The following is a 21,870-nucleotide window of genomic DNA, read 5'->3' as shown; positions in this document are numbered from 1 at the left end:
CGGCGCGGCGCGCACGTGAATGATGTCGATCAGCTGGACGCCAGATCCCGCCTTGGAGCGCCGCGTTGCTCGCGCAAGCGTTGCGGCGCTGATCGCGCTTGCCGGCGTCGCGACATGTTCGCCGGCTTCGGCGCAGTTGCTGCCGAACGACTCCGCCTATGCCCCGGCGCCCAGTTTCTTTCCCATGCCGGGGTTCGAGCAGGCGCCAGGCTTCGAGCCTACGCAGCCGCCGCGGACGCGGGTCTACATCACGACACGCTCGCATTGGGGCGGCCGGCAGAACTTCTGCGTCCGGACCTGCGACGGCCGCTTCTTCCCGCTGCCGCGCGTCAGCGAGGCGGCCGATGTCAGGTCGTGCGAGGCGGCCTGTCCCGCTGCCGAGGTGAAGCTGTATTCCGGCTCGGACATCGACAGCGCCAGGACCGAAGAGGGCGAGACCTACAAGACGCTCGCGAATGCATTCCGGTTTCAGCGCGAGATCGTGCCGCAATGCTCTTGCAGCGCAAGCGCCTCGACCGGCCTGTCGCAGATCGCGATCGAGGACGACATGACGTTGCGGACCGGCGACATCATCGCCGCCGATGATGGTTTCAAGATCGCGGCGATCTCCAGTGGGGCGAAGCGCAGCGTGTTATTCAGGCCGCTGTCCAAGGCCAAGGCGCAGGCGCTCGGCCTGGCGCGCCTCTCGTCGCGATAGATTCCGGGCGTTAGCTTCGCTCGAATATTACGCCGCAGTGCAGAATGCCTTGTTATCAGGCAGCTCGCGCAGGAAAATTTCGTCTCAAATATCGTCTCAACTTGTTTTGACGCAGCGCACACTACCGCATGCGCTTTTCAGCGTCGTTGGATGTGCTACCATTTTGCCGTCTGACCTACCTCCAGACCGCCACCATCATCTCTCAGGGCGTTCAAAATCAATAACAGGCAAGCTGCAATGGCTTGCATAGGGGAGTGACGCGATGAAATCGGCTTTCAATCGATCGATACTTGCGTTCGCGGCGGTTGCGCTGCTGGCGGGGACCACCTTCGCCAATGCGCAGCAACAAACTGACAAGAACCGTGCGCTGAAGAAATACGAATCCGGCACCAAGGAATTCTGGACCCATCCGCCGGATGACTGGTTCCTCGGCGACGAGACCGAAGCGCAGAAGGGCCTTGCCCCGCCATCGGGTCCGCCGACCGGCGCCTCCGACGCCGAACTCGCCAGCATGATGAAGAAGATCAAGCTGCCGCCGGGCTTCAAGATCGAGGTCTATGCCTCGAACGTGCTCGCGGCGCGGCAGATGGCCTGGGGCGACAAGGGCACGCTGTTCGTCGGCTCGTTCGGCCTCGGCAACGTCTATGCGATCAAGGACAACAACGGCAAGAAAGAGGTCAAGACCATCCTCAAGGGCCTCAACATGCCGACCGGCCTCGCGTTCCGCGACGGCGCGCTCTATGTCATCGCGGTCGACAAGCTGATCAAGTACGACAATGCCGAAGCCAATCTCGACAATCTGGGCAGCGGCAAGGTGGTGTATGACGACATGCCGTCCTATGCGGCGCATGGCTGGAAATACATCGCCGTCGACAAGGACGGCTGGTTCTACATTCCGTTCGGACCTCCCTTCAACATCGGCATCCCGCCGACCTCGGTGTCGCAGATCCGCCGCGTCGATCCCAAGACCGGCAACGCGGAGATCTGGGCGCTCGGCGTGCGCAACTCGGTCGGCGGCGACGTCGATCCGCGCACCGGCAAGTACTGGTTCACCGAAAACGCCCGCGACTGGATCAGCGACGATCTGCCGAGCGATAAGCTCAACATGATCTCGAAGATCGGCGAGCATTTCGGCTATCCCTATTGCCACCAGGGCAACCTGCCGGACACCAAGTTCGCGATGGGTCACAAGTGCTCGGAGTTCACCCCGCCGGTCTATAATCTCGGCGCGCACGTGGCTCCGCTCGGCATGAAGTTCTATACCGGCAGCCAATTCCCGGCCGATTACAAGAACAGCATCCTGATCGCCGAGCACGGCTCCTGGAACCGGCACAAGTACCAGGGCGGCCGCATCGTGAAGATCACCGCGAGCCCCGACGGCAAGAACGCCAAGCAGGAAATCTTCGCCTCCGGCTGGATCGAGGGTGACCAGGGCTATCTCGGCCGTCCGGCCGACATCCTGCTCGACAAGGATGGCTCCATCCTCGTCGCCGACGACTGGGCCGGTGCGATCTATCGCATCAGCTACAGCAAGAAGTAACAGTCGAAGCTCATGAGGCTGCGGTGGCCGTCAGGCGACCGCAGCCTCTGTTGCGATCGGGTAACGGAACCACCTCGTCATGCCCGGACTTGATCCGGGCATCCATCCAAACAAGAACCGTTCAGCAAGCACGATGGATCGCCGGGTCATCCTCGATCAGCTCGAGGACAGGTGCCAGGCGATGACAGCCGGAGAAAACTGACATGCGACTAGCGTCACTTGGAGTTGTGGCAACGGCAATTCTCCTCGTTTCGTCCGCCCAGGGCGCCGACGTCGCCGCCGGCAAGGCGAAGGCCGAAATCTGCGCCGGTTGCCATGGCGACAACGGCATCTCGCAGACCGAGAACATTCCCTCGCTGGCCGGCCAGCTCGACCAGTTCATTCAGTGGCAGCTGGTGTTCTTCCGCGCCGGCGCGCGCAAGAACGAGCAGATGCAGCCGATCGTCGAGCAGCTCAACAATGACGACATCCGCAATCTCGGCGCCTATTTCGCGTCGCTGCCGCCGTTCAAGGGCGGCAAGGACGACAATCCTGATTTGTCCGAGAAGGGCAAGCAGGCCGCCGCCGGCCGCCGCTGCGCCTCATGCCATGGCGACACCTTCGCCGGCACCAAGGCGGTCGCCCGCATCGCCGGCCAGCGCGAGGAATATCTCGTCAAGGCGCTGCACGACTACAAGTCAGGACAGCGCTCCGGCGGCGCGCAGGCGGCGATGGCCGATGTCGCGTATCCCTTGAGCGACGAGGAGATCACCGCGCTCGCGCATTATTTGTCGCATCTGTAGCGGCAAAGACGGTGTCGTCCCCTGCCTGGTGCGCAATTGCGCACGGGGGCAGGGACCCATAATCACCGGCTTCAATTGTCTTGAACGGATATCAACCCGCACCGCCTCAAATCGCGAGGCCGCGGCGTATGGGTCCCGGCTTTCGCCGGGACGACGCCGGTTGCGTTACGCCTGCCGCTGCTTCTCATATGCCTTGAGATGCGTGTAGGCGGTGCGCAGCTTCGGCACCGGGATCTTGGCCGCATCCGCGCGCACGATCAGGTCGCCGATCACGTGGTCGGCTTCGACCGGCAGCCCCGCCTTGATGTCGCGGAACATCGATGCGGTCATCGGCGAGCCTTCCGTGGTGAGTAGCCCGCGGGTGCGCTGGAAGAACGGACCGCCCGGTTCATGGCCGGCATCGGCGGCGATCGCGCTGCATTCGTCGAGGATGCCGAGCAGGAAATCCCTGCCGCCGGGCGCGGCCAGGATGTTGCCGACCGAGGTCCGCATCAGGCTGGTGGAGGCGGCGAGCGACGCCAGGAACACCCACTTCTCCCACATGTCCTGCATGATGTGGTCGCTGGCGGCCGCGCCGTTGACGGCGGAGAAGGTGTCGGCGATTGCACGGACTCGGTCGGACAGGCCGCCGGCGCGTTCGCCGAACGCGAGCGACTGCATCGGCTGCAGCTGCACCACCTCGCGCTTCTCGTTCAGCGTCGCCGCGATCGCGCAGAGACCGCCGAGCACATGCCGGGCTCCGAACTTCTTCTCCAGCGCGTCGAGGTGCAGCATGCCGTTGAGCAGCGGGATGATCGCGGTCTTGTCGCCGACCGCTGGCGCGAACGACTTGATCGCGTCCTCGAGGTCGAACGCCTTGCAGCTCAGCAGCACGACGTCGAACTTGTCCGCGAGCTTGTCGGCCTGCACCGTCGGCGGGTTGTTCAGCGTGACGTCGCCGTTCGGGCTCTTGATCACGAGCCCGGCGGAGGCAAGCTCCGACGCGCGGCGCGGCCGCACCAGGAAAGTGACGTCGCGGCCGGCCTGAAGCATCCGGCCGCCGAAATACCCGCCGATCGCACCGGCGCCGACCACGAGAACGCGCATGGGAATTTTTCCTTCTTTGTAGTTGCCCGGAAGCCAGGGGCGAATAGCGAATGGGCAGTGGGGAATAGATAGGGGTCTGAACCGGCTACTCGCTACTCGCTATTCGCCGTCAGCTCATCTCACTTTCCCGACACCAGTTCCTCGACTTCGCGCAGCTGCTCCTTGCCGAAGAAGATCTCCTTGCCGACGAAGAAGGTCGGCGAGCCGAACGCGCCGCGCTCGACGGCCGACTGGGTGTATTCGATCAGCTTGCCCTTGACGTCGGCGTCCTGCGCGCGGGCGAACAGTTTTGCGGCATCCAGGCCGGAAGACGCGAGCGCTTTGCCGGCGATTTCCGGGTCGTCCATCTTCTTCGGCTCGACCCACATATGGTGGAAGGCGGCCTCGACGTATTTCTCGAACATGCCCTCGAACTGGGCGGCGACCGCCGCGCGCATCAAGTTCAGCGTGTTGACCGGGAAGAACGGGTTCCAGGTGTACGGCTTGACGTTGAAGCGCTTGAGAAAGCGCTCGGTCTCGATCTTCATGAACTCGGGCTTGTTCTTGACGCCCGCGAGCGTCTCGGCCGGCGACTTGTTGTTGGTGGCCTTGAAGATGCCGCCGAGCAGGACCGGCACATACTCGAATTTGACGCCGGTGCGCTGTTCGATCGCCGGGATCGCCTCATGGCTGAGGAAAGCGTTGGGGCTGCCGAAATCGAACAGGAATTGCGGATTTGCGCTCACGGCGGTCTCTCCCTCGGCTTGTTTGGCTTGAGCTCATTGTAGCATGGGCCTGCTGCCGCGGGCGCCATCGGTAGAATATGATACTCATCATGTGAGCAGCAGTGCGCGATGTCAAATCAGCCGTTTGATGGTCTGCTTGCGCCATACCAGGCGTAATAGGCCATCTGCAAGAAGAACATGGTTGCGAAGGTGACGGGATAGGCGATCCAGATGCCGCTGATGCCGATGGCGCGGCTCAGCAGCGTCGCGACCGGCACCTCGACCACCGCGATCGCAAGGGTCGAGATCAGCAGCGGCATCCACACCGTGCCGCCGGCGCGCATCGCGCCCGAAAACACCGTCGCCATGCCGAACAGCACCATGCTCCACAGCACGATGTACAGCAGCTGCTCGGCGAGCGCGAGCACGGCGCTGTCCGTGATGAAGAAGCCCATCAGCGGCCGCGCAAAGAGATAGCCGAGCAGCACCAGCCCGCCGGTGAGCCACAGGTTCATCTCGATCCCGGTCCTGACGATGGCGCCGACCCGGTTGGAATCGCCGCGGCCGATCGCCTGTGCGCCGAAGATCGACACCGATATCGCGATCGAGATCGCCGGAAACTGCACATAGCCGATCACCTGGTTGACCGCGCCGTAGGCGGCAGTGGCGTCGGAGCCGAAGCCGTTGACGAGGCCGAGCAGCACCAGTTCGGCGAGCGAGACCACCACCATGCCGATCGCGGTCGGAATGCCGAGCCGCAGCACGATGCGCAGCAGCGCGCCGTTCGGCCGCATCGCGCGCAGGAACGCCGCGTCGAACGCGAGCGGATGCTTGTGCCTGAGCATATGGACATGCAGCCAGAGCAGCGTGACGACGCCGGAGACGGCGGAGGCAATCGCAGCACTGGCGACGCCGAGCATCGGCAGGCCGAGCGAGCCGCGGATCAGCGCGGGCGTCACCACGAGGCCGGTGACGGTCGAGACCGTCAGTGCCACCAGCGGCGTCACGGTGTCGCCGACGCCGCGCATCATCGCCGCGAGCAGCAGGAATGCGAAGGTCACCGGCATCGCGATCATCATGATCCGTGCATAGGACACCGCGGCGTCGAGCACGTCTGACGGCGTGGCGAGCGCGATCAAGAGCGGACGGGCGAACAGGCCGCCGAGGATTGCGATCGCCAGCGCGAGCAGCAGCGTCACCGTCATCGTGGTGCCGGCAACGGCCTTCACCCGGTCGAGCTCGCCGGCGCCCCAGGCCTGGCCGATCATGACGGAGGCGCCCGCGCTGAGGCCGATCACGAAGGAGATGAAGAAGAACATCACCGGGAAGAACACTGATGCCGCGGCCAGCGCGTCGACCCCGATCATCTGGCCGAGATAGACGCCATTGAGTGTGCCGAACAGTGATTGCAGCACATTGCTCAGCAGCATCGGCGCCAGGAACGACATGAAGGCTTTGCGGAGGGACGGGGACTTGGGCACGTTGGGATTCCAGAAATAGCGTGTGCGGCTTAGTGAGTAGGTCGGGCAACAACACCGCTGTCGTCCCTGCGAAAGCAGGGACCCATACTCCGCGGCGGGTTTTGCGAAAGAGACTCGTCGTCCCGGCATCGCACAACAACTTGGACTAGTGGTTATGGGTCCCTGCTTTCGCAGGGACGACATCTCGGTTGAGGTTACTCATCCAGACTATTCAAAACGGATCAGTCCGCTTGATCGGTATAGGCGAGGCTGACCGCGTGGTCGCGGATATCAGCCGGCCAGTCCGCGATCAGCGTCGTGAAGCGGCGCCGGTCGTGCGCGAACAGCGCGCGGATCGCCTCTTCGTAATGCGGCCGGTTGCCGGCCATTGTGGTCATGAAGCGATAGGCGGCATCCTGCGCGCTGCGCGTGCGGTCCCTGTCGCCGCTGGAGCGTCGCGCCTCGTCGACCAGCTTGCGGATCGCAACCGACGCGCCGCCTTTCTGCTGCGCGAGCCAGTCCCAATGTCGCGGCAACAGCGTGATCTCGCGCGCGACGACGCCAAGCTTTGGCCGTCCCGGCCCGCGCGGCGCGGCCGGCTCCGCCGGCTCCTCGTCGAGCGGAAGGGCGGGCATGGGCAGCCGCGCCAGCACGTCGTCGATCGAGCCGCGGAAGTCGATATCGACCAGCGCCGAGGTGCGGCCGTTGAACACCAGGACCGCGGCATCCGTGTGCCGGTCGAGCAGCTGCTTGGCCGCGCGGGCGACCTCCGGGAGGTCACCGGCGGCGATGCGGTGCTCGTTCTGAAAGGCGACATAGGCTGGGTTCATCGCTGATCTCTTCGGTTGCGCGGCATATTGCCGGGTAATTCGGGGTAATCCAGCCGCGCGCGCCTCGACTTTCTTGCGCCGGGCTGGCACCAAACGCCGCCCGATTGCGCTGACATTTGAGAGGACGCCCATGCTGACGGTTCACCACCTCAACAATTCCCGCTCACAGCGCGTGCTGTGGCTGCTCGAGGAATTGGGCGTGCCCTACGAGATCGTTCGCTACCAGCGGCAGCCCGACATGCGGGCGCCGAAGGAGCTGCGCGCAATCCATCCGCTCGGCAAGTCGCCCGTCGTCACCGACAACGGCAACACCATCGCGGAGTCCGGCGCGATCCTCGAATACATCATCGCGACCTACGGCAACGGGCGCCTGATCCCGCCGGCCGATACGCCGGAGCGGCTGCGCTACACCTATTGGCTGCACTACGCCGAAGGCTCGGCGATGACGCCGCTGCTGCTGAAGCTGCTGTTCACGCTGATGCCGAAGCGCGCACCGGCGCTGCTGCGGCCGCTGGTGCGCAAGGTGTCGAACCAGGCGCTGTCCACGCTGGTCATCCCCCAGATCAAGCAGCACATGGCTTACTGGGAAAGCGAACTCGGCAAGAGCGAATGGTTCGCCGGCAACGAATTCTCCGGCGCCGATATCGAGATGAGCTTTCCGCTGGAGGCGGCCGCGGCGCGCGGCGGGCTCGAGGACGGCCACCCCCGATGCGTTGCGTTCCTCGAGCGCATCCACGCCCGGCCGGCCTATGCGCGGGCCCTGGAGAAGGGCGGGCCGTACGAGGTCGGTCGCTGACAGCGCGCTCATCGCGGCAGCTTGACCAGCGGCAGCAGCCGTGAATCGGCGAGCGCCGCGGTGCGATGCCCGATGCCGGCCAGATAAGCCTCCGCTACCGCGAAGGCGAGAAATGCACCGCGGCTCTTCTGCCGGATCAGCATCGCGCGGTCCCAGCGCTCGGCTTCGGGCCCGATCAGGAACGCCCCGCCGTCGCCCATGAACAGGATGTCGCCGCCGCTCTTCTGCAGATGCGGCAGCGTGTGGGCGACATAGCGGTCGTACGCCTCCGCGCCGGATATCGGCCGCGGCGGGGCGAGCTCGGGGTCTTGCGAATAATCGGCGATCTCGCGGAACCGCAGCAAATTGAGCATCACCAGCTCGCCCGTGATCTCGCGCTGGGCAAAGTCGCGTCCGGCGTTCCAGGTCGGCTCGAGATAGCAGGTGGTGTCCATGTTGGCCGTCCCATTGTGCTGCGGAGCGATTTTTACCCGGGCATAATTGCTTTGTCAATAATACCCGGATATAAATGCTGCGACACGACAGGAGCAGCCATGAAGATCGAGGACCGCAAGCAGGCCATTGCCGACTACAAGAAGCGCGCGAGCGTTGCCGGCGTGTTCGCGATCCGCTGCCGCGCGACAGGTGAGGTCTGGGTCGGGCAGGCGCTCGATCTCGACAAGATCGCGAACCGCATCTGGTTCACGCTACGGATGGGCAACCATCGCAATGCCGAATTGCAGCGTAGCTGGGCGGCGCATGGCGCGTACAATCTGTCGCTCGAAATGCTGGAGCGGATCGAGGACGAGGAGCTCGCCTATGTGCGCGACACGCTGCTCAAGGAGCGCGTGGCGCACTGGCGCGCGCAACTCAATGCGTCCGCAGTGTAGCTCAGCGCGCGGGCAGTGCCTGCACGGTGACGCCGGGCGGCGGCACATCGTCGTCAGGCACGAAGAAATCCGACATCAGCGGCACCGATGGATCGACGCGATAGGGCTCGAAGTCGCGCACGCCGTTGGCATAGAGCACCTTGTCGTCGATGCAGAAATGCCCGCTGAATTCGCGCGACGGCCGGGTGATGATCGCGTAGGCCGCATCGCCCATGATCGCGGGGGTGCGGCTCGCGCGCATCATGGCATCGCCGCCGAGCAGATTGCCGACTGCGGCGGTTGCGATCGTGGTGCGCGGCCACAGCGCGTTGACCGCGACGCCGGCCGATTTCAGCTCGCCCGCCAGCCCGAGCACGCACATGCTCATGCCGAATTTCGCCATCGTGTAGGCGGTCGAGTGCTCGAACCATTTCGTCTTCATGTCGAGCGGCGGCGACAGCATCAGGATGTGCGGATTCTCCGCCTTCTTCAGATGCGGAATGCAGTACTTCGACACCATGAAGGTGCCGCGGGTGTTGATCCCCATCATGAGGTCGTAGCGCTTCATGTCGGTGGCCTGCGAATTGGTCAGGCTGATCGCGCTGGCATTGTTGACGCAGACGTCGATGCCGCCGAATTCGGCGACGGTCTGCTCGATCGCCGCCATCACCTGCGCCTCGTCCCTGATGTCGCAGATGACGGGCAACGCCTTGCCGCCGGCGGCGCGGACCTCGTCGGCAGCGGTGTAGATCGTGCCCTTCAGCTTGGGATGCGGCTCGGCGGTCTTCGCCGCGATCGCGACATTGGCGCCGTCACGCGCGGCGCGGAGCGCAATCGCGAGCCCGATGCCGCGGCTCGCACCCGAGATGAACAGCGTCTTGCCCTTCAGCGATGTCATGGCAGTAACCTCCAGTCAGGGACGCACCATGTCAGGCTCCCTCTCCCCTTGTGGGAGAGGGTTGGGGTGAGGGGGTATCTCTCCGCCCGGCGCATCGCATGGAGAGACCGCGACCTCTCACCCGGATTGCATCCGCCGACGCAATCCGGCCCCTCCCACGAGGGGAGAGGCGAAGCGGCGCAAGCTGAGCGGTCGTGCTCACTTCTACCCACCCGCTTGCAGCACGCGGCCGCGGGTTTCCGGCAGCGCGTAGGCGGCGATGAAGAACACGGCATAGGCCGCCACCGCGAAGATCGCGATCGCGTTGGCGAGCGTCGTCGTGGTCGACAGTGCGCCGACCAGGAACGGAAACAGCGCGCCGACGCCGCGGCCGAAATTGTAGCAGAAGCCCTGGCCGGAGCCGCGCAGCCGGGTCGGGTAGAGCTCGGTCAGGAACGCGCCCATGCCGGAGAAATAGCCCGAGGCAAAGAAGCCGAGCGGGAAGCCCAGCACCCACAGCACCTCGTTGGAGAGCGGCAATTGGGTATAGAGCAGCACAACCGCGATGGCGCCGAGCGAGAAGATCAGGAACAGGTTGCGCCGGCCGATCCGGTCGGCAAGCCAGGCACCGACCAGATAGCCGATGAAAGAACCGATGATCAGCGTCGCGAGATAGCCGGTCGAGCCGACCACCGAGAGCTTGCGTTCGGTGGTGAGGAAGCGCGGCACCCAGAATGTGATGGCGTAGTAGCCGCCCTGCATGCCGGTGCCGACCAGCGAGGCCAGCAAGGTGGTCTTCAGGATCGGACCCTGGAAGATCTCCCACAATGCGGCGGGCCCGGTGCCGGATGCCTGGTGCTGCGCCATCGTCGCGGCTGATATTTCCGGCTCGGTGACATAGCGGCGCAGATAGAACACCAGCAGCGCCGGCAGCGCGCCGATCACGAACATCCAGCGCCAGGCGTTCTCCGCAGGCAGAATCGAGAACAGCACCGCCTGCGCCAGCACCGCAAGGCCCCAGCCGATCGCCCAGCCCGATTGCACCGAGCCGACCGCGCGGCCGCGATATTGCGGCCGGATCGCCTCGCCGATCAGCACCGCGCCGGCCGCCCACTCCCCGCCGAAGCCGAGGCCGAGCAGCGCGCGGGCGATCAGCAGCTGGTCGAAATTCTGCACCACGGCGCAGACCAGCGAGAAGAACGAGAACCAGATGATGGTGAGCTGCAGCGTCTTCACCCGCCCGATCCGGTCGGAGAGATAGCCACCGAGCCAGCCGCCGACCGCGGAGGCCAGCAGCGTCACGGTGCCGGCTAGCCCGGCGGTGCCGGCATCGACCTTCCACAGCGTGATGATGGTGCCGATCACGAGCGGATAGATCATGAAATCCATGCCGTCGAGCGTCCAGCCCGAGGCGCAGGCCCAGAACGTGCGACGCTCCTGCAGATTCATGTCACGATAGAAGGCGAGGAGGCTGGTGTCCTCGATCTCTGCAACTTCAATCGGTTTGGCTTCGGCCGTGCTCATGCGCGTTCCCCGGAGAAATCATTCACCGGCTCTTTGCGATCCGCGGCCGGAATTGCGCGGACCGCCAATCTATCGCGATGTCGCAGGCAGGGCAAAGCCGCCTTTAGTACCCCGCAGCTTCCGAGCCCCGCGTGCGCGGATCGGGCGCGCCGAGCAGACCATTGGTCGTGACCACGATCGAGTTCGCGGAGGAGTAGCCGAGCGGCTCGACCAGCTTATGCCCCTTGGCGCGCAGATCGGCGAGCACCTCGTCGGGAAAGCCGCGCTCGATCCGGACCTCGTCGGGCAGCCATTGATGGTGCATGCGGGGCGCGGCGACCGCAGCCGCGATGTCCATCCTGTAGTCGATGACGTCGACGATGATCTGCGTCACCGCTGATATGATGCGGCTGCCGCCCGGCGATCCCGTCACCAGCACCGGCTTGCCGTCCTTCAGTACGATGGTCGGCGACATCGACGACAGCGGTCGCTTGCCGGGTCCCGGCAGATTGGCCTCGAAGCCGACCAAGCCGAACGCGTTGGAGGCGCCGGGCGCGGCGGTGAAATCGTCGAGCTCGTTGTTGAGCAGCACGCCGGTGCCGTCGGCGACGAGACCGACGCCATACGGGAAGTTCAGCGTGTAGGTGTTGCTGACGGCGTTGCCGCTGGCATCGACGACCGAGTAATGCGTGGTGTTGTCGCCCTCGTGCGGTTGCTTGGCATTGCGCACGTCGGTCCAGGGCGTGGCCCGGGCAAGATCGATGGTCGCGCGCTGCCTGGCGGCATAGTCCTTGTCGACCAGCAATTGCGTCGGCGCCTCGACGAAAGCGGGATCGCCGAGATAGCGGGCGCGATCGGCATAGGCCCGCTTCATCGCCTCGATCATGACATGCAGCGAAGCGGCCGAGCCCTGCTTCATGTCCGACATCGGGAAGCCTTCGAGGATGTTGAGGATCTCCAGCAGCACGACGCCGCCGGACGAGGGCTGCGGCATCGAGACGATGTCATAGCCGCGATAGGTGCCGCGGACCGGCGTACGGATCACCGGCTGGTAGGATTTCAGATCCTCAAGCGCGAAGATGCCGCCGGCAGTCTTGATTCCGCTGACCAGCTTCTCGGCGACGGCACCTTCGTAGAAGCCGCGCGGGCCCTGTTCGGCAATCGCGGTCAATACGCCGGCGAGATCGCCCTGGATCAGGCGATCGCCCTCACGCAGCGGTGTGCCGTCGGCGTGCGAGAACGTCTTGGCAGAGCTGGGCCAGCGCGACATGCGGCGATACATGTCAGCCAGCGTGTCGGATGTATCGTCGGTGACGATGAAGCCGTCTCGTGCGAGATCGATCGCGGGCTTGAGGATCTGCGCCAGCGTGAACCTGCCGGAGCCGTATTTCTCCAACGCCAGCGCAAGGCCTGCGACCGTGCCGGGCACGCCGATCGCGAGCGCGGAGTTGCGCGACTTGTCGGGATCGGGCTTGCCCTCAGCATTCAGGAACATGTCGCGGGTTGCGGCCTGCGGCGCGGTCTCGCGATAATCGATCGCGACATCCTCGTTACGGCCGGCGAGATGGATCACCATGAAACCGCCGCCGCCGATATTGCCGGCGCGCGGATAGGTCACTGCCATCGCAAAGCCGGTGGCAACCGCGGCGTCGACCGCATTGCCGCCCTGCCGCAGGATGTCGGCGCCGACCCGCGCGGCGAGCTTCTCCTGCGCCACCACCATGCCGTGTTCGGCGCTGACGCTGTGAGGTGCATCAGTGGCGGACGGCTCGTAGGCCCGACGCTGAACCTGGCCGAGGGCTGGCGACGCGATGCCGATCACAAGGAGAGCGGCAAACAGCCGTCGCGACATCGTTGCCGTCAGCGCCATCGAAATGTCCTGCCCTTTTCATCGCCGTATCAGCAGACCGGCTCATGCTATATGGGAGCGGATCGAAGCGGCAAAAGCCTGCATTTGGCTCGAGTTGGGGAATATCGTTCACGATGAAGGCAACAATGCAGACGCGCGCCGGTGAAGTGCAGGCCTCCACCAGGGTCTATCCGGGTCGTGCCGCCGTCGTCAGCTGGATCTTCTTCGATTGGGCCGCGCAGCCCTATTTCACGCTGATCACGACCTTCGTGTTCGCGCCGTACTTCGCGAGCTTCGTCGCGCCCGATACCGCGAGCGGCCAGGCGCTGTGGGGCTTTGCCACCGCTGCTGCGGGACTTGCGATCGCGCTGCTGTCGCCGGTGCTGGGCGCAATCGCCGATGCCAGCGGCCGACGCAAGCCGTGGATCGCGGGCTTCGGCGCGCTGCTCGTGATCGGCTCCAGCGCGATGTGGATCGGCAAGCCCGGCAATCCCGACATCATCCCCATGCTGCTGCTCGCCTACGCGATCGCCAGCGTCGGCGTCGAGTTCGCGACCGTGTTCAATAATGCGATGATGCCGACGCTGGTGCCGCCGGACCGGATCGGGCGCCTCTCGGGCACCGGCTGGGCCACCGGCTATGTCGGCGGCATCCTCAGTCTCGTGCTGGTGCTCGGCTTCCTCGCCGCCAATGCCGAAACCGGCAAGACGCTGTTCGGCTTCACGCCGCTGTTCGGGCTCGATCCCGTCATGCATGAGGGTGATCGCATCACCGGGCCGCTGACCGGGCTGTGGTTCATCATCTTCGTGGCGCCGATGTTCCTGTTCACGCCGGACTATCCGGCGAAGCGGCCGCTGCGCGAGGCGCTCGGCGAAGGCCTGCGCGAACTCAGGGAGTCATTGCTGAGCTTGCCGAAGCAGACATCGCTGGCGCGGTTCCTGCTGGCGAACATGATCTACACCGACGGGCTGGTTTCGCTGTTCGCGTTCGGCGGCATCTATGCTGCCGGCACGTTCGGCTGGGACACGATCCGGATTGGCACCTTCGGCATCATCCTGGCGGTGGCCGGCACGTTCGGCGGCTGGATCGGCGGCAAGCTCGACGATCGGTTCGGCCCGAAGCGCGTGATCACCTGCAGCCTCGTCATCCTGCTGTTTGCGATCGTCGTGATCCTCACCGTGAACAAGGATTCCATCCTGTTCATCCCGGTCGCGCCGCCGGTGCCGGGCGGTCCGTTGTTCGCAGGCGCCGCCGAGCGCGCCTACATCGTGCTGGGCTGCCTGATCGGCGCCACCGGCGCGCCGCTGCAGGCAGCCTCGCGCTCGCTCCTGATCCGGCTCGCACCGAAGGATCGCATCGCGCAGTACTTTGGCTTGTTCGCGCTGACCGGAAAGGTGACGTCGTTCATCGGCCCGCTCATGATCGGTACGATCACCGCGGCGACCGCGAGCCAGAAGGCGGGCATGGCGGTGCTGGTGGCGTTCTTCGTGGTGGGACTGGCGCTGCTGGCGAAGGTGCGGCAGTAACTCACCGCCGTCGTCCCGGCCAAGCGAAGCGCGAGCCGGGACCCATAACCATAGGGTGAACTTGTTGCGCGACGCTGTGGCCCCAGCGAACGCCACACACGAAGCGGTGGTTATGGGTCCCTGCTTTCGCAGGGACGACGGGGGCTAGTGCCGGAAATGCCGCACGCCGGTGAACACCATGGCGATGCCGTGCTCGTCGGCGGCCTTGATCACCTCGTCGTCGCGCATCGAGCCGCCGGGCTGGATCACCGCGGTGGCGCCGGCCTCGATGCAGGCCAGCATGCCGTCGGCGAACGGGAAGAACGCATCTGAGGCGACCACCGAACCCTTGGTCAGCGGCTCGGCGAGCTTGAGCTCGGCCGCCGCATCCAGCGCCTTGCGCGCGGCGATACGCGCAGAATCGACCCGGCTCATCTGGCCGGCGCCGATGCCGACGGTGGCGAGATCCTTGGCGTAGATGATGGTGTTCGACTTGACGTGTTTTGCAACCCGGAAGGCGAATTTGAGGTCGCGCAGCTCGGCGTCGGTCGGCGCGCGCTTGGTTGCGACCTTCAGGTTCATGTCCTCGATCACGGCGTTGTCGCGGCTTTGCACCAGCAGGCCGCCGGCGACGGTCTTGGCGGTGAGGCCTGTCGCGCGCGCGTCGGCAGGCGCCCGCGAGCAGGAGGCGCAGATTGCGCCGGCCGGCGATGATCGAGATCGCCTCCTCGGTCGCGTCGGGCGCGATGATCACCTCGGTGAAGATGCCGATGATGGCGCGCGCCGCATCCGCATCGAGCGTGCGGTTGACCGCGATGATACCGCCATAGGCCGAAGTGGAGTCGCAGGCCAGCGCGCGGGCGTAGGCGGTGGCGAGATCCGGACCTTCGGCGACGCCGCAGGGATTGGCGTGCTTGACGATGACGCAGGCCGCGGTGCGCTGCGGATCGAACTCGCCGACGCATTCATAGGCCGCATCGGTGTCGTTGATGTTGTTGTAGGACAGCTCCTTGCCCTGCAGCTGGCGCGCGGTGGCGACGCCCGGCCGCTTCTCCGGCGTGGCATAAAATGCTGCGGTCTGGTGCGGGTTCTCGCCATAACGCAGCGACTGGATCAATTTGCCGCCGAAGGCGCGGAAGTCCGGCGCCTTGGTGTCGAGCTGCACGGCAAACCAGTTCGAGATCGCGGCGTCATAGGCCGCGGTGCGCGCATAGGCCTTGGCGGCGAGCCGGCGGCGCAGGCCGAGCGAGGTCGCGCCCTTGTGCGCGGCGAGCTCGTCGAGCACGGCAGAATAGTCGTTCGCCTCGACCACCACGGCGACGTCGTCATGGTTCTTCGCCGCGGCGCGGATCATCGCGGGACCGCCGATGTCGATGTTCTCGATGCACTCCTCGAACCCGGCGCCTTTGTCGACGGTGGCTTCGAACGGATAGAGGTTGACGACCAGCAGGTCGATCGGCGCGATGCCGTGCGAGGCCATCGCCGCGGCATGTTCCTTGTTGTCGCGGATCGCGAGCAGGCCGCCATGCACCTTCGGATGCAGCGTCTTGACCCGGCCGTCCATCATCTCCGGAAAACCGGTGAGCTCTGAGACGTCCTTGACCTTCAGCCCGGCCGCCGCGATCGCCTTGGCGGTGCCGCCGGTCGAGACCAGCTCGACGCCCTGGTCGGCCAGCGCCTTGGCGAAATCGATCAGTCCGGTCTTGTCGGAAACGGACAACAGGGCGCGGGTCACGCGGCGAAGCTGCTCGGTCATATCGGAAAATCCTTGGCTGTTAAGGCAGCCGGGTAGCATGGTTTTGTGCGGTACGAAACCGGTTCTGGGGGCCGAATCCCCGCAAATTAGCCCCGTCACCCTGAGAGAATGGCAAGCGGCGCCAAACGTTCAGCGTCGTCCTGGCGAAAGCCAGGACCCATTACCCCAGCCGCTTGGTGTTGCGCGACGCTGGGCCACGATCCCGCACACGATCAAATTCGGTAGTTATGGGTCCTGGCTTTCGCCAGGACGACGGGGTGGAGAGGCTGTGCGCCTCAGACTGACGGGGATGGGTCAGTCCGCGATGCAGCCGGCGCGTTTCCGCCGCCGCTACAGCGGCAGTTCCGGTTCGCGGCGGGCGTTGCGGCGCGCGTTGGTGGCGGTGGCCGAGGTCGAGGAGCGGACGAAGCTCCAGCGGATGGTGGCGGCGTGCCTGGCGTCCTGCCGGATCACGATCTGCGAGGTGCGGCGCGGGCCGTCATTGCCGGCCAGGAATACGCTGTCCTCGAGATCAACCTTGTCGTCGATCGCCTCGAAGGTCCAGACGTCGCGGTTGGGCAGCACCAGCATCACGCCACGGGCGTCCGAAAGCCGGCTCGCCTTCACCGACGGATGCAAATGAAAGCGCAGCGCGAAATCGGCCTCGCTGCCCTTGATGCGGCCGCCCGGCGCCGGCGACAGCGAGTCCTCGCCCTCAAGCCGCGTGCCGTCCTGGGAGACCATCAGCACGCGGCGGTGGATCACGCCGAAGCGCGAGAGATAGCCGTCATGCGAGGCGGTGAGCACGTCGCCGCCGGGAACGGCTTCGCGGTAGCTTTCGACGTTGCTGGGACCGCTGGTGATCGGTGCGCCACGCAGCAGCCGCTTCATCGCCGACAGCTCGACGAACTGGCACGACGAGGTGTCGCGATAGGTCAGCGTCGAATGCGCCGCGGTGGAGCGCGCGAACGGCCGCCAATTGTCGCGCCCGGTGGACGGCATCCCGCAATTGACGACGATGCGGCTCGGTCCCGAGGAGAGCTCGAACGACAGGCAGCCGGCATGCGCATCCTGGCTGACGCTCGCCGGCGGCGGCGGACCGGTGTCGATGATCAGCGCGGTGTTGCCGGCATCGAGCCGCTGGAAGCCGGTATGCGGCATGCTCGCCATCGGCACGCCGCGGGTGTCGTCATAGGCGAGCAGCGTCGCGACCAGATCGGACGGCGCGGTGCTCATGCCGTTGAACAGCGCGAAGCTGCCGTCGCCGTGCCGGAAGAAGCGCAGCATCGGCATCATGCGATCGATGGCGTTGAGCAGCGCCGGCGGCGGCGCGATATTCCGTGCGGCAAAGGTCTGCCGCAGCGGCAGGAGGTCGCTGAGCAATTCGACCAGCGCGCCGGGATTGCGCGAGATGTGGCCGCCATCGGGCAGGATCTGGCGCTGCAATTCGTCCGACAGCCTGCGCGTCGCCGACTTGATGTTGCGCGCCTGGTTGGCGAGGCAGAGCGAGGCGTAGCACAGCGCAATCAGCACTTGCAGGCGCGGCACGCCGTCATTGTCGAGCGTCGAGTGGCGCAGATAGCGGATCTCGCGCGCCAGCCCGCGGAGATATTTGCGATAGAATTTTCCGTCGGTGTCGCCGAGCACCAAGGGAGCTTGCGACAGCAGCGAGATCACCCGCCGCGCGCGCACGTCGGCGCGCCGTTCCAGCGGCCGCTTGCGGGCCTGGTTGGAGATCCAGTCGTCGACCAGCGAGCGGGCATTGGCCCGGGTCAGCGCGGTGTCGGCGGCGCGCAGATGGCGCAGCCAGCCGAAGCCGAGCAGGGCGGCCTCCCAATCCTCCGACGGCGGCTCGAGATCGAAGATCGAGCGACCGTGGCAGGTGACGATCTTGCCGGCGAACACGAATCGCCCGGCGTAGATCTCGGCAGCGCGGGTGGCGTCGGCGGTCCGCAGGTCGTGCGGCGCGATGATCAGCCGGTCGGTGCGGCCGGGCCACAGCCGCGACAGCGCGACCGTGCTGCCGCTAGCGCGTGCGAGCATGCTGCGGGCGAAGCGGCCAGCAATCAGCGTCGAGATGCGTCTGCTTTGAGCGACCGACACGCCTAACCTTGCGGGGAGGGAATTTTCAACGAATCCTTATTTAATCCGGAAACGCGGCCAAGACACCTTCTTGATAAACAAGACACCCTCTTGATTACCGCGCGAATCACTTCGAGCTTAGAGGGCTGAAGTTTAAAATCAGGCCTTAACCAGCCGGGCAGCGTAAAAGCCGTCCAGCCCGCCCAGCCGCGGGTCGGCGTTGGGCAGGTGGCTCGGCAGGGTGCGCAGGTCGCCGTCGGCGGTAATGACGTCGTCGAGGCCCGCGACCTCGTCCTTCTCGACCGGCGCACGGCGCAGGCCCGATTCGCTCGCCAGCAGCGCGGCAATCGCGTGCTCGCCTTCCTCCGGCTCCAGCGAGCAGGTGCAGTAGACCAGCGTGCCGCCGGGCTTCAGCAGATGGGTGGCCTTTTGCAGCAGCCGATTCTGCAAGGCTGACAATGCGGCGATGTCGCCTTCCTGGCGCAGCCAGGCGACGTCGGGATGGCGGCGGATGGTTCCCGTCGAGGTGCAGGGCGCATCGACCAGGATACCGTCAAAACTTGCGGCCTCGGCGGGCCATTCGGCGGCGTCGGCGACAACAGTCTCGGCCTGCAGCGCCAGCCGCGTGAGATTTTCGCGCAACCGCGCGACCCGCGCCGGCGAACGGTCGACCGCGGTGACCTGCGCGCCTGCCAGCGCGAGCTGGGCGGTCTTGCCGCCGGGCGCGGCGCAGAGATCCGCTATCGCCTTGCCTTTGATGTCGCCGAACAGCCGCACCGGCAGCGCCGCGGCGGCGTCCTGCACCCACCATTGGCCTTCGGCAAAGCCCGGCAGCATGGTGACGGAACCCTGCAGCAGCGTGCGCACGGTTCCCGTCGGCAAGATCTCGCCGTGCAGGCGGCTCGCCCATTGCGCGGCGTCGGACTTCACCGTGAGATCGAGCGACGGCTCGTGGCCGAGCGCCAGCGCCATCTCGCGTGCGGTGGCCTCGCCGTAATGCGCGTTCCAGCGCGCCAGCATCCATGGCGGCAGGTCCAGTGTCTGCGTGCTGATCTCGTCGATCAGCCCCTGGCCCTCGCGCGCGCAGCGGCGCAGCACGGCGTTAACGAGCCCGGCATATTTCGCCGCGCGGCGATCGGACTGCACGAGGCGCACCGAGAGATCGACCGCGGCGTGATCAGGCACGTCCATCCAGAGGATCTGCGCGGCGCCGATCAGGAGCGCGCTCTGCGCGCGCGGCGCATCGGTCGGGATGCCGCGATCGAGCAGGCGCGACAGCAGATGGCCGAGCGTGCCGAGCTTGCGCAGGATGGTCGAGACCAGCCGGCGCATCAGCGCGCGGTCGCGATCGGCCAGCGATTTCAGGCCGGGATGCGCGCCGGCGCCGTCGAGTTGATCGTCGAGCGTGCGGTGCTTGTGCAGCACGCCGTCGAGGATGTCGGCCGCGATGCGGCGCGCCGCGAGACCGGGGACTTCGGCAGGAACTGCAAATCTTGAAGGAGGCATGAAGCGGAGATATCTCGAAGGTGCTGAGTACTGAGTTACATTCGGCTCATGCCCATCAACTCGAAAACACCTCTGGCATGCGAATATGCCAAATGTAAGAATCGCCTTGCGGATTTCTTGATCGTGATGTCGTCACTGAGCCAAGTCAGAGATACGAAATTCGCAGGCAGAAAGTTTTGCCAAGAAGGCCTGCCATGTCTGAGAACATGACTGAGAAATCGACGTCGCCGCCGGAACCGGCGCCGCGCAAGCCGCTGACGCCGGCAGCCCAGCGCGCACTCGCCGAGGCCGCGGCGCGGCGCAAGGCTGCCGAGGAGCTGGCTGCGAAGGAAGCGGCCGCGCGGCCGAAGGAATTCCAGGGCCCAAAGGGGCCGGAACCGACGCGTTACGGCGATTGGGAGACCAAGGGCATCGCCTCGGACTTCTGAGAGTCTTTGTCGTGCCTTGCCTGACGGATCGACTCAGGTCAGTCTGGGAATATGTCCCCATACGAGAGAATAAATCCTTATCGTGGGACGGGACGTCCGCCCTTCCGCCGCTCTCCTTGGGGCCGCCGCGTCTCGGCGGCGCTGCCATGGGTGTTCGTTCTCGGCATCGCCGTTGGCAGCATGTTGCCGATCCGCCGATGGGCGCCTGAATGGGTACCTTTGCCGTCGCACTGGTCGCTGAACCGGTCGCGCGATGCCGACATGATCCGGCAGCGGGCCGGCGCACCTGACGTTCGCCATGCTGTCGATGTCGTCAGGACGATCGATGGCGACACGTTCGAGGCGCGGGTGCATCTCGCGCCGGGGCCGGATCTGTACACGCGGGTCCGGCTGCGCGGCATCGATGCGCCGGAGCTGAAGGCGTCCTGTGCGCGCGAACTGCAGATGGCGCAGGCGGCGACGGTGGCATTGCGCGATCTTCTGGGCCAGGGCGAGGTCGCGATCTACAATATCGGTCCCGACAAATATCAGGGCCGCGTCGTCGCCGACGTCGCGACGAAGAAGACCGACAACGTCTCGGCGGCGCTGCTCGCGGCCGGTCATGCGCGCGCCTACAATGGCGGGCATCGCTTCGGCTGGTGCGGATATTTCGGGCGCTAGACGATAGCGTCACCGCCGCGGCGACGCAGGACCGACAAATAAAGTCGCGCAGATGCGCGGCTTTTCTTTCGGCGAAGGACTGTGCGATCAGCGGGTGACGACGACCGTCGTGCCGACCGAGACACGCGAATAGAGATCGGTGATGTCGGTGTTGAGCATGCGGATGCAGCCGTAGGAGACGAAGCCGCCGACCGAGCCCGGCACGTTGGTGCCATGGATGGCGTATTCACCGCCGGCCAGGGTCATCGCCGCGACGCCCATCGGGTTACGCGGCGAACCGCCGGCGATCACGTCCGGGATGCTTGGCTTGTCGCGCTTGACCTCGGCGGGCGGCGACCAGGCCGGGTTGCGATACTTGCCGTCGATGCGGGTGGTGCCAGCCCACTGCTTGCCGGACTTGCCGACGCCGACCGGGTAACGCATCGCGTGGCTGGAATCGAGAATGAGATAGAGCCGCCGTTCGTTGGTCTTCACCACGATGGTGCCTGGCTCATAATTGTCGGCGTGGATTCCGACCATTTCCGGCCGCGCTTCGGCCGTCTGCGACATCAAAGCAACGGCACCAAGGGTGGCAGCGAACGCCACCGCAAACTTCATCGACATCAACCTCTCCACTTCCCAACAGCTCCCGGCGGGGAGCCAAAAACGAAGGTGCAGAGCCCTGAAAAAAAACCGGGCCCGCCGGTCTCACGCACGCAATATTAACCGCGTGTCTTAACCGGGTGGTTTCACGCCGGCCGCGAGACACGTCCAGATGGCCGGCAGAAAAGGAAAACTTGGGATCAAAGTAAATGACTTGAAAACAACACCCGGCCACAAACGCGCCGCAGTGGCGCCTTGTCTCTGACAATCCCGTGAAATGCCCAATCCCATAACGTTTCAAGGGCAGCCGGCGCCGGATCGCATGGAGACAAGCGAAGGGCCGCGGCGGTGATCGCGCGCGGCCCTTGCTGCATGTCTCGATATTGCCGTCGGCGGGCTA

General features: G+C 65.5%; 19 protein-coding genes and 2 pseudogenes. 8 read left to right on the top strand and 13 right to left on the bottom strand.

What is annotated here, in order from left to right:
* The first annotated feature begins 19 nt into the window (after window positions 1-19).
* The 3 genes from ALC15_RS15340 (at window position 20) to ALC15_RS15330 (ending at window position 3,019) form a co-directional block, all read left to right on the top strand.
* Window positions 20-697 carry a DUF2865 domain-containing protein gene (locus ALC15_RS15340; RefSeq protein ID WP_244486104.1) on the top strand — a complete coding sequence of 226 codons (678 nt, stop codon included), beginning with the start codon at window positions 20-22 and terminating at the stop codon, window positions 695-697.
* 262 nt (window positions 698-959) lie between these two features.
* Window positions 960-2,237 (top strand): PQQ-dependent sugar dehydrogenase, encoded by a 1,278-nt coding sequence (locus tag ALC15_RS15335; RefSeq protein WP_050627961.1) that lies wholly within the window; start codon window positions 960-962, stop codon window positions 2,235-2,237.
* 203 nt (window positions 2,238-2,440) lie between these two features.
* Entirely contained in the window at window positions 2,441-3,019 is a 579-nt protein-coding gene (locus tag ALC15_RS15330) for a c-type cytochrome (protein WP_050627960.1), read from the top strand.
* Window positions 3,020-3,184: 165 nt separating this feature from the next.
* Here the strand turns inward: ALC15_RS15330 and panE are convergent, their stop codons facing one another.
* The 4 genes and pseudogenes from panE to ALC15_RS15310 form a co-directional block, all read right to left on the bottom strand.
* Window positions 3,185-4,105, bottom strand: coding sequence for a 2-dehydropantoate 2-reductase (gene panE / locus ALC15_RS15325; protein WP_050627959.1), 921 nt, complete (start codon window positions 4,103-4,105; stop codon window positions 3,185-3,187).
* A 119-nt stretch (window positions 4,106-4,224) separates the two neighbouring features.
* Window positions 4,225-4,830 (bottom strand): 2-hydroxychromene-2-carboxylate isomerase, encoded by a 606-nt coding sequence (locus ALC15_RS15320; protein WP_050627958.1) that lies wholly within the window; start codon window positions 4,828-4,830, stop codon window positions 4,225-4,227.
* A gap of 111 nt (window positions 4,831-4,941) precedes the next feature.
* Window positions 4,942-6,257: pseudogene (locus ALC15_RS15315) on the bottom strand (MATE family efflux transporter).
* 254 nt (window positions 6,258-6,511) lie between these two features.
* Window positions 6,512-7,099, bottom strand: a complete 588-nt coding sequence (locus tag ALC15_RS15310; protein WP_050627957.1) for a DUF2239 family protein — start codon at window positions 7,097-7,099, stop codon at window positions 6,512-6,514.
* A gap of 130 nt (window positions 7,100-7,229) precedes the next feature.
* On the opposite strand from ALC15_RS15310, the gene ALC15_RS15305 reads away from it, so the two are divergent.
* On the top strand, window positions 7,230-7,895 hold the full coding sequence (locus ALC15_RS15305; protein WP_050627956.1) for a glutathione S-transferase family protein: 666 nt from the start codon (window positions 7,230-7,232) through the stop codon (window positions 7,893-7,895).
* Window positions 7,896-7,903: 8 nt separating this feature from the next.
* On the opposite strand, the gene ALC15_RS15300 is transcribed toward ALC15_RS15305, so the two are convergent.
* Window positions 7,904-8,329: a DUF1330 domain-containing protein gene (locus ALC15_RS15300; RefSeq protein WP_094193907.1), complete on the bottom strand. Its 426-nt coding sequence runs from the start codon at window positions 8,327-8,329 to the stop codon at window positions 7,904-7,906.
* Window positions 8,330-8,428: 99 nt separating this feature from the next.
* Here ALC15_RS15300 and ALC15_RS15295 point away from each other — a divergent pair, with 99 nt between their 5' ends.
* A complete protein-coding gene (locus ALC15_RS15295) occupies window positions 8,429-8,764 on the top strand; it encodes a GIY-YIG nuclease family protein (protein ID WP_050627954.1) in 336 nt (111 codons plus the stop codon).
* 1 nt (window position 8,765) lies between these two features.
* Here the strand turns inward: ALC15_RS15295 and ALC15_RS15290 are convergent, their stop codons facing one another.
* The 3 genes from ALC15_RS15290 to ggt all read right to left on the bottom strand — a co-directional run bounded on the left by ALC15_RS15290 (window position 8,766) and on the right by ggt (window position 12,993).
* A complete protein-coding gene (locus ALC15_RS15290; protein ID WP_050627953.1) occupies window positions 8,766-9,641 on the bottom strand; it encodes an SDR family oxidoreductase in 876 nt (291 codons plus the stop codon).
* A gap of 204 nt (window positions 9,642-9,845) precedes the next feature.
* Window positions 9,846-11,144, bottom strand: coding sequence for an MFS transporter (locus ALC15_RS15285; RefSeq protein ID WP_050627952.1), 1,299 nt, complete (start codon window positions 11,142-11,144; stop codon window positions 9,846-9,848).
* 103 nt (window positions 11,145-11,247) lie between these two features.
* Window positions 11,248-12,993: a gamma-glutamyltransferase gene (gene ggt, locus ALC15_RS15280; RefSeq protein WP_050627951.1), complete on the bottom strand. Its 1,746-nt coding sequence runs from the start codon at window positions 12,991-12,993 to the stop codon at window positions 11,248-11,250.
* Between the two features lie 125 nt (window positions 12,994-13,118).
* On the opposite strand from ggt, the gene ALC15_RS15275 reads away from it, so the two are divergent.
* On the top strand, window positions 13,119-14,498 hold the full coding sequence (locus tag ALC15_RS15275; protein WP_050627950.1) for an MFS transporter: 1,380 nt from the start codon (window positions 13,119-13,121) through the stop codon (window positions 14,496-14,498).
* A 144-nt stretch (window positions 14,499-14,642) separates the two neighbouring features.
* Here the strand turns inward: ALC15_RS15275 and purH are convergent.
* The 3 genes and pseudogenes from purH to ALC15_RS15260 form a co-directional block, all read right to left on the bottom strand.
* Window positions 14,643-16,233: pseudogene (gene purH, locus ALC15_RS15270) on the bottom strand (bifunctional phosphoribosylaminoimidazolecarboxamide formyltransferase/IMP cyclohydrolase).
* Between the two features lie 330 nt (window positions 16,234-16,563).
* Window positions 16,564-18,315 carry a heparinase II/III family protein gene (locus ALC15_RS15265; protein ID WP_050627949.1) on the bottom strand — a complete coding sequence of 584 codons (1,752 nt, stop codon included), beginning with the start codon at window positions 18,313-18,315 and terminating at the stop codon, window positions 16,564-16,566.
* 138 nt (window positions 18,316-18,453) lie between these two features.
* Window positions 18,454-19,800, bottom strand: a complete 1,347-nt coding sequence (locus ALC15_RS15260) for an RsmB/NOP family class I SAM-dependent RNA methyltransferase (protein ID WP_050627948.1) — start codon at window positions 19,798-19,800, stop codon at window positions 18,454-18,456.
* Between the two features lie 194 nt (window positions 19,801-19,994).
* Between ALC15_RS15260 and ALC15_RS15255 the strand changes: the two genes are divergently transcribed.
* Window positions 19,995-20,228 (top strand): DUF1674 domain-containing protein, encoded by a 234-nt coding sequence (locus tag ALC15_RS15255; RefSeq protein WP_244486103.1) that lies wholly within the window; start codon window positions 19,995-19,997, stop codon window positions 20,226-20,228.
* A gap of 150 nt (window positions 20,229-20,378) precedes the next feature.
* The gene (locus tag ALC15_RS15250; protein WP_050627947.1) at window positions 20,379-20,888 is read left to right on the top strand and encodes a thermonuclease family protein; all 510 of its coding nucleotides are present in this window, start codon (window positions 20,379-20,381) and stop codon (window positions 20,886-20,888) included.
* An 87-nt stretch (window positions 20,889-20,975) separates the two neighbouring features.
* Here the strand turns inward: ALC15_RS15250 and ALC15_RS15245 are convergent, their stop codons facing one another.
* Both ALC15_RS15245 and ALC15_RS45465 read right to left on the bottom strand, forming a co-directional pair.
* Entirely contained in the window at window positions 20,976-21,491 is a 516-nt protein-coding gene (locus tag ALC15_RS15245; protein ID WP_050628066.1) for a L,D-transpeptidase, read from the bottom strand.
* A gap of 179 nt (window positions 21,492-21,670) precedes the next feature.
* Window positions 21,671-21,870 (bottom strand): hypothetical protein (locus ALC15_RS45465; RefSeq protein ID WP_210168592.1); only part of this gene is annotated, 200 nt, incomplete at its 5' end.

The sequence above is a fragment of the Bradyrhizobium viridifuturi genome (genome assembly GCF_001238275.1).
GTDB lineage: Bacteria > Pseudomonadota > Alphaproteobacteria > Rhizobiales > Xanthobacteraceae > Bradyrhizobium > Bradyrhizobium viridifuturi.
The sequence above is the reverse complement of the archived record's forward strand: the minus strand, read 5'-3'. Positions and strand labels throughout refer to the sequence as shown.